Here is an 8,050-nt window from a genome sequence, read left to right on the forward strand (position 1 = left end):
GGCCTTGCCCTCGTCGCTCAGCCGGACAGCGCGGTGGCCAGCGTCTCGACGACGTGAGCCTGCTGTGCGGGGGTGATCTGCGGGTAGATCGGCAGCGAGAGCAGTTCGGTCGCGGCACGCTCGGCGTGTGGGAACGCGCCCGCCGGGTGACCGAGGTGCGCGAAGGCGCCGGTGCGGTGCACCGGAACCGGGTAGTGGATGGCGGCGCCCACCCCCGCCGCGTTCAGCCGGGACAGCACCTCGTCGCGGCGGGCCGGGGTGCCGTCACCCGGAACCCGGACGCAGTAGATGTGCCAGACGTGCTCGTTGCCGTCCAGCGTGACCGGGCGGACCACGTCCAACGGCGCGAGCAGCTCGTGGTAGCGGGCCGCGGCCGCGCGGCGGCGCGCGTTCCAGCCCGCGAGCCGGGCGAGCTTGGCCCGCAGCACCACCGCCTGGAGGCCGTCGAGGCGGCTGTTCATCCCGACGATGTCGTGCGCGTACCGGGTCAGACCGCCGTGACTGCCCAGGGTGCGTACCGTGGTGGCGAGATCGGCGTCGGCGCTCACCACCGCACCGGCGTCGCCGTACGCGCCGAGGTTCTTGCCCGGGTAGAAGCTGGTGGCGGCGATGCCACCGGTGCCGGCCTGGTGGCCGTGCCGGGTCGCGCCCTGGCACTGGGCCGCGTCCTCGACGACCGCCACGTCCCGCCCGGTCAACCCGGCGCGCAGCCGCTCGACGTCGGCGAGCTGCCCGTACAGGTGCACCGGGACCACGGCCCGGGTCGCCGGTGTGACGGCGGCCAGCGCCGCGTCGACGTCGATCAGGTAGGACCCCGGGTCACAGTCGACCAGAACCGGCTGTCCGCCGGCCCGGGCGACCGCCTCGGCCGTGGCGATGAAGGTGTTCGCCGGAAGGATCACCTCGGCACCCGGACCGACTCCGACGGCGCGCAGGGCGAGTTCGAGCGCATCGGTGCCGTTGGCGACGCCGACACAGTGCGGGACACCGCTGAACGCGGCGTACTCCCGCTCGAACGCGGCGACCTCGGCCCCACCGATGAACGCGGTTTCCGCGACGATCCGTTTGAACCCGGACTCCACCTCCTCCGCCACCTCAAGGTGCGCGGCGGCGAGATCGACGAGCGGAATCTTCGGCATGTCAGTTCCCCACAACCCTCGACACTGTCAGTTCCCCCACGGCCGGCGCGGCCTGGCTCGCCACGGCCGGCTCGGCCTGCGGTGCCAGTCGGCCCGGCCGTGCGGCGCGCAGCCGGCGCGCCGGGCTGCCCAACCAGACCTCGCCCGACGGCACGTCGCGCAACACCACCGAACCCATCCCGACCAGGGACCACTCGCCGACCGTCACGGACTCACGGATCAGCGCCGCCGCGCCGAGATACGCACCGGTACGCAGCGCAACCCCGCCGCCGAGCCGCACCCCGGAGGCGAGGGTGACATGATCGGCGACCCGGTCGTCATGGGTGAGGACCACCTGCGGCATCACCGCCACGTGCGCGCCCACCGTGACGTCCGCGGTCAGCACCACCCCGGCCAGCAGTACCGTGCCAGGGCCGAGTGAGCTGCCCGCGCCGACGTGGGCCGCCGGATGGACGATCGTCGGATACCGCTCGGCGGGCAGCCCCAGCCGGTGCACGATCCGCTGCCGGGCCGCGTAGTCACGCGGATTGCCGACACAGACCACCACGGCCGCGTCGGGCAGGTCGGCCAGCCGGTCGATCGCGCCGAGGATCGGCAGGCCGGCCCGTTCGGTGCCGCGCAGCGCCGGATCGTCGTCGAGGAAGCCGCGCAGCCGCCACGTCGGCCGGACGTCGTTGATCGCCCGTACCGCCGCCGCGGTCTCCCGCGCGAACCCGCCCGCCCCGACGATGACCAGCTCGCGCATCAGCCCGCCAGCTTGCGCAGTACGCCGACGACGCGGTCCTGGTCGTCCTCGGTCAGCGCGTGGTGCAGCGGCAGGATCAGCGAGTCACGGGTCAGCCGCTCGGTCACCGGCAGCGGCCCGGGTGCCAGGTCGGCGTACGCCGGCTCCAGGTGGGCGGCCATGATGCCGCGCCGGGCCGACACCCCGGCCACAGCCAACTCCGCGAGCACCTCGTCGCGGCTGACCCCGTACTCCGGATCGATCAGCACCCAGAACGACTGGAAGTTGGTCTCGCCGTACTCCGGGTCGCGGACCGGCACCAGACCCTCGATCGTGGCGAGCAGGTCGTGGTAGCGCGCCGCCAGGGCCCGCCGCTGCGCGACCAGCTCCGCGAGCCGACCGAGCTGCACCAACCCGACCGCCGCCTGGATGTCCGTCATCCGGTAGTTGAAGGCGGTCTCCAGATACGACTCCAGCACCGGCTGGGCACTGGCGTGCCGCTCGGCCGCGGAGACGTTCATGCCGTGCTCCCGCAACCGCCGCAGCCGGGCCGCCCACGCCGGATCGTCGGTGGTGACCATCCCGCCCTCACCGGTGGTGAGCAGCTTGCGGGGATGGAACGACCAGGCGGCGAGCGCGGCGCCGGCACCGGCCGGCCGGCCGTACGCCGTGGAGCCCGCAGCGCAGGCCGCGTCCTCCACCAGCGCCACTCCCCACCGACCGGCCGCCTCGCGCAGCGCGGCGACGTCGAACGGCACACCGCCCTGGTGGACGCCGATGACCGCCCGGGTCCTGGGGGTACGCACCGCGTCGACAGTGTCCACCGTCAGGTTCCCCGTGCCGAGGTCGACATCTGCGAAAACCGGGGTCGCTCCGACGTACCGCACCGCGTTCGCGGTGGCGATGAAGGAGAACGACGGGACGATCACCTCGTCGCCGGGGCCGACGTCGAGCACCACCAGAGCCAGGTGCAGGGCGGTGGTACAGGAACTGACGGCCACCCCGTGTCCGGCGCCGACCAGGGCGGCGAACTCCTGCTCGAAGCGGGCCACCCGCGGCCCCTGGGCCACCCAGCCCGACCGGACCGCGTCGGCGGCGGCCTGCGCCTCCTCCTCGCCGAGCCGAGGAATCATGACCGGAATCCGCGGAGTCACTGAATCGTCTTTCGTTCGCGGCTGCGGGGCTCGCAGGCCCGGCTCACTCCTCGCGCTCACTGGGTCGTCGTCTGTTCGCGGCTGCGGGGCTCGCAGGCCCGGCTCACTCCTCGCGCTCACTTCTCGCCCCGCCACCAGTCGACCAGGCCCTGCAGCCCCTCGTGCAGGCCGATCTCGGCGCGGAATCCCAGCCGGGTGGCGGCGGCGGTGGTGTCCGCCAGGCGGCGCGTCACCCCGTTGACCGCGCGAGCCGGCCCGTGCTCCGGCGCCAGGTCGGACTTCATCACGTCGCTGAGCGCCTGGGCCAACTCCCGCAGGCTGGTCTCGGTGCCGCTGGCGACGTTGAACACCTCGTCGGTGACGTCGGCCCGGGCGGCCAGGACATTGGCCCTGGCGATGTCGGCGACGTGCACGAAGTCCATCGTCTGCAGGCCGTCGCCGAGGATCAGCGGAGGCTGACCCGACTCGATCCGCTCCATCCAGCGGATCAACACCTCGGTGTAGAGCCCGTGGATGTCCATCCGGGGGCCGTACACGTTGAAGTAGCGCAGGGCGACGTAGTCCAGCCCGTACATGCTGTGGAAGCTGCGCAGCATGCCCTCGTTGAACGCCTTCGCCGCGCCGTAGAACGTGTCGTTGTGGTACGGGTGGTGCGACTCGTCGGTCGGGAAGTCGTCGGCGAGGCCGTACACCGAGGCCGACGACGACAGGACGACCTTGCGTACCTTGGCCGCGGCCGCCGCCTCCAGCACGTTGAACGTGCCGTCGACCAGAACCTCGTTGGCGAGCCGGGGCTCCTCGGCACACTGGGTGATCCGGATGGCGGCGAGATGGAAGACCAGGTCCTTGTCCCGGGTCAACTCGTGCACGAGGGCGACGTCCCGGATGTCGCCCTCGACGAGTCGCACGGTGCCGTGCGGCAGGGCCTTGGCGAGGTTGTCCCGCCGCCCGCGGACGAAGTTGTCGAGGACAACCACCTCGGCGGCACCGCCGGCGACCAGCTCGTCCACGACATGGGAGCCGATCGTGCCCGCCCCGCCCGTGACCAGGGCGCGCGCCCCGGCGATTTCGACCGCGCTCATGACAGTGTTCCGCTCCAATCCAGGCCACCCTGCGGCTGTGCCAAGCGAGGTCTCATATCGCGTCCGGTCACTGCGCTGCCCACTCGCTGAGCTCGACCAGCCGTCCGCCGTCGGCGAGGCTTCGGGAGGCGGCCTCGAGGATCGCGATCACCCGCAGCCCGGACCGGCCGTCGGTGAGCGCCGGGGTGCCGCTGCGGATGGACCGGGCGTACTCCTCGACCATGGTCCGCAGCGCCTCCCGTTCGGTCAGCGCCGGCGCGACCATGTCCCCTGAGCGGTAGGACACCAGCATGTCCCGCCGCTGCTCGTCGCCGAGCTCCTCCGTCGAGGCCACGTCCACCCCTCGATCGAAGATGGAGAGCCGCTGGCTGGGGTTGAGGTCGTCCCAGACCAGGGTGCGCTTGGAGCCGCCGATGATGGTGGTACGGATCTTCACCGGCGAGAGCCAGTTGACGTGGATGTGCGCTATCGCGCCGGTGTTCAGGCGCAACGTCAGGTAGGCGACGCAGGCCCGCCCCGCGCCGATCCGGTCCGCGCCGTGGGCGGCCACGGCGACCGGAGCCACGCCGGGCGGCAGGACGAAGTCGAGGATCGACAGGTCGTGCGGGGCCAGGTCCCACATCACGTCTATGTCGCGCTGCACCAGCCCAAGATTGATCCGTACCGAGTCGAGGTACTGCAGTTCGCCCAGCTCACCGTGGTGCAACAGGTCACGGATGCGCAGCACCGCCGGCGTGTAGCAGTAGGTGTGGTCGCACATCAGCGACAGACCCCGGTGCTCCGCCTCGGCGACCAGCGCCCGTCCCTGGGTGGAACTGGCCGCGAGCGGCTTCTCCACCAGCACGTGCTTGCCGGCCCGCAGCGCCGACATCGCCACCTCGAGGTGACTGGCCGCCGGGGTGGCGATGGCCACCGCCCGCACCGTCTCGTCGGCGAGGACCGCGGCCAGATCATTGGTGGCCTGGACCGTCGAGTAGCCGCCGAGTACCCGCTCGGCGCGGCCCACGTCGAGGTCGCAGAGCCAGCGCAGTCGGAAGTCGGCGGAGGCCTGGAAGTTGCGGACGAGATTCGGACCCCAGTAGCCGGCGCCGACGACGGCCACGCCGATCGGTTCGTCGGCGGCATCGTGCGTTGAGTTCACGGACATCCGTTCGCTAGCAGGACGGGGATTCGCTGAGGGGTGGGTCAGGATGGTCCGCCCGGGAAGCTATCGAGACTGCCGTCGGCGACGCCAGGGCAGTGACGGAATTCCAACAATGCCGCCGGGGCGAGGAAGCCATTCGGTTGTCCGCCGCCCCCGGGTGGCCCATACCGTCCGCTGCGTCGGCTGGCGCACCTCGCCATGTCGACCAGGGGAGCGCCGTTCACCAGCCGGACGGCAGCGCCGCACGGTGGAAGGGCACCCGGAATCTGCGGCGTGGTCAGCTGGCGTTCGGATAGAGGTTCTGGAGACGGACCTGACCGCGGGCCACCAGCCGGGCTTCCGCGTCGGTGATCTCCACCTGCCACAGCTGTTGGCTGCGCCCCCGGTGCACCGGAGTGCCGACCGCGGTGAGTTCGCCGGTACGGACCGCCCGCAGAAAGTCGGTCTGGTTGGACACGCCGACCACCTGGCCGCGGTCACCCAGCCACAGCCCTCCACCCACGCTGGCCGCTGTCTCCACCACCGCGCAGTACACCCCGCCGTGCTGGATGCCGTAGGGCTGATGCAGTTCGGGGCGGACCTCCCAGCGGATCGTCACCCGGTCACCGCTGGCCTCGTCGAACTTCAGCCCGAGCAGGGCGAAGAAACCGCCCGACATCGTGGACATCTCCACGGCAGCCTCCTCGATCTTGGCGGTTGCCAGCCTAGCCGGGGCACGGCGAGGACAACCCGGTAGGGCGGGAGCGGGCTCATGGGGGAGAATCGGTGACCGTGACCGACAGCAACCTCCCGCCGACCGGGCGGGACTCCCTCACCGACGACCTGCGGTGGCGCGGCCTGATCCAGGACTCCACCGACCTCGACGAGCTGCGCGTGCTGCTCGACGGCACCGGCGCCGCCTTCTATGTGGGCTTCGACCCGACCGCGCCGAGCCTGCACGTCGGTCATCTGATGCAGGTCACCACCGCTCGCCGCCTTCAACTCGCCGGGCACCGACCGCTGCTGCTGGTCGGTGGGGCGACGGGGCAGATCGGTGACCCGAAGGAGAGCGCGGAGCGGACCCTGAACCCGCCGGAGGTCGTGGCGACCTGGGTGCAACGGATCCGTGACCAGCTGGCGCCCTTCGTCTCGTACACCGGGGAGAACGCCGCCCAGCTGGTCAACAACCTGGAGTGGACCGCCGAGATGTCGGTGGTCGAGTTCCTCCGTGACGTCGGCAAGCACTTCCCAGTCAACCGGATGCTGGCCCGGGAGGTGGTCCGGGCCCGGCTGGAGAGCGGCATCAGCTTCACCGAGTTCAGCTACCAGCTGCTGCAGGCCCACGACTTCTTCGAGCTGCACCGTCGATACGGCTGCCAGCTCCAGTTCGGCGGCTCCGACCAGTGGGGCAACATCACCGCCGGCGTCGACTACGTCCGGCGCCGTGGCCTCGGGCCGGTGCAGGCGTTCACCACGCCGCTGGTGACCAAGTCCGACGGCTCGAAGTTCGGCAAGACCGAGGGCGGCGCGATCTGGCTGGATCCCGAGATGACCAGCCCGTACGCCTTCTACCAGTTCTGGATCAACGCCGATGATCGAGACGTGGGCCGCTACCTGCGCTACTTCAGCTTCCGTTCCCGGGAGGAGCTGGAGGCACTGGAGAAGGAGACCGCCGAGCGCCCGGCTTCGCGCGCGGCCCAGCGCGCTCTCGCCGAGGAGTTGACCACCCTCGTACACGGTGAGCGCGAGATGGCCCAGGTGGTCGCCGCCAGCCAGGCACTCTTCGGTCGAGGTTCGCTGGAGGAGCTGTCCGCGGTGACGCTCCGCGCCGCCCTCACCGAAGCCGGCCTGGTCCGTCTCGGCCAGCTCCCGGAGGTCGCCGCCCTGCTCAGGGAGTCGGGTCTGGTGCCGAGCATGAAGGAGGCCCGGCGGGTGATCGCCGAGGGCGGCGCGTACGTCAACAACCAGCGGGTGACCGAGGCGGACGCCGTGGTGAATCCGGAGGATCTGCTGCACGGGCGCTACCTCGTGCTGCGGCGCGGAAAGCGCTCCTTCGCCGGCGTGGAACTGGACGGATAGTCCTCGGTCGGTTGGTGTGACGCGGGACGCGCCCGGCGGATTTGACGACCCATCCGCTGGGCGCGTAACTTTCTCTCTGCCAGCGCGGAACGGACGAAACAGGTCGAAAGACCTTAGGCCGGAGCGTAGGTCGACCTTCTCAGGCCGGATGGGTACGCCCATCAAGGCCGAGACCGGGTGGTGCCCCCACGTTCGCCGCGAGGCGGATTTGGCGAGGCGGAACCGACCGGGTATGGTTGGCCGCTGGTGGGGCCCCAGGCGCGCTCGCGGGAGACCGCAGCGGCTGGCCTGCCAAAATCACGAAACGAACGGCAATGTCGGTCGACTTCGTGGTGCCCGGAGTAATGGTATGAAGCGCGGCAAAGTGGCACAAGCCGGTTTGACACGCTAGAAACCATCCGGTAACGTAGTAAAAGTGCCCGCTGCGAGGTGGGTGCGGGTTGGGCCCCGGAGGGTTGCCTGCTTGGGTGGGTTTCCTGATGGTGTGTGGTTGTTCTTTGAGAACTCAACAGGGTGCTTGATAAGCCAGTGCCAATTGTTTTGATGCCTTGTGCTGGGCAGGCTTTGGTCTGTTTGGTGTGGGGTTTCCTTTGGCAACATTTTTTGTTGCTGGGATGATTTTTCGACAGTTTTTGTTGGAGAGTTTGATCCTGGCTCAGGACGAACGCTGGCGGCGTGCTTAACACATGCAAGTCGAGCGGAAAGGCCCTTCGGGGTACTCGAGCGGCGAACGGGTGAGTAACACGTGA

General features: G+C 70.3%; 7 protein-coding genes and 1 rRNA gene. 2 read left to right on the forward strand and 6 right to left on the reverse strand.

Features of this window, described 5'->3' with window-relative positions; genetic code table 11:
• Nucleotides 1–17: 17 nt before the first annotated feature.
• From BMY89_RS04750 to BMY89_RS04775, 6 genes are all read right to left on the reverse strand, one after another.
• Complete coding sequence (locus BMY89_RS04750; protein WP_092375196.1) at nt 18–1,139, reverse strand: DegT/DnrJ/EryC1/StrS family aminotransferase; 1,122 nt, start codon at nt 1,137–1,139, stop codon at nt 18–20.
• A 1-nt stretch (nt 1,140) separates the two neighbouring features.
• Nucleotides 1,141–1,884 carry an acetyltransferase gene (locus tag BMY89_RS04755; RefSeq protein ID WP_092375199.1) on the reverse strand — a complete coding sequence of 248 codons (744 nt, stop codon included), beginning with the start codon at nt 1,882–1,884 and terminating at the stop codon, nt 1,141–1,143.
• Nucleotides 1,884–2,996, reverse strand: a complete 1,113-nt coding sequence (locus tag BMY89_RS04760; RefSeq protein WP_092375202.1) for a DegT/DnrJ/EryC1/StrS family aminotransferase — start codon at nt 2,994–2,996, stop codon at nt 1,884–1,886. The genes BMY89_RS04755 and BMY89_RS04760 overlap by 1 nt, the downstream gene beginning before the upstream one ends.
• A 137-nt stretch (nt 2,997–3,133) precedes the next feature.
• Nucleotides 3,134–4,099 carry an NAD-dependent epimerase/dehydratase family protein gene (locus BMY89_RS04765; RefSeq protein ID WP_175510277.1) on the reverse strand — a complete coding sequence of 322 codons (966 nt, stop codon included), beginning with the start codon at nt 4,097–4,099 and terminating at the stop codon, nt 3,134–3,136.
• A 67-nt stretch (nt 4,100–4,166) separates the two neighbouring features.
• The gene (locus tag BMY89_RS04770; protein WP_232521048.1) at nt 4,167–5,240 is read right to left on the reverse strand and encodes a Gfo/Idh/MocA family protein; all 1,074 of its coding nucleotides are present in this window, start codon (nt 5,238–5,240) and stop codon (nt 4,167–4,169) included.
• Between the two features lie 280 nt (nt 5,241–5,520).
• A complete protein-coding gene (locus tag BMY89_RS04775; protein WP_372433320.1) occupies nt 5,521–5,910 on the reverse strand; it encodes a PaaI family thioesterase in 390 nt (129 codons plus the stop codon).
• Nucleotides 5,911–6,014: 104 nt separating this feature from the next.
• Here BMY89_RS04775 and tyrS point away from each other — a divergent pair, with 104 nt between their 5' ends.
• Nucleotides 6,015–7,301 carry a tyrosine--tRNA ligase gene (gene tyrS, locus BMY89_RS04780; RefSeq protein WP_092375626.1) on the forward strand — a complete coding sequence of 429 codons (1,287 nt, stop codon included), beginning with the start codon at nt 6,015–6,017 and terminating at the stop codon, nt 7,299–7,301.
• 632 nt (nt 7,302–7,933) lie between these two features.
• Nucleotides 7,934–8,050, forward strand: a 16S ribosomal RNA gene (locus tag BMY89_RS04785); the annotation flags it as partial.

Source organism: Micromonospora phaseoli (genome assembly GCF_900109115.1).
Lineage (GTDB): Bacteria > Actinomycetota > Actinomycetes > Mycobacteriales > Micromonosporaceae > Micromonospora > Micromonospora phaseoli.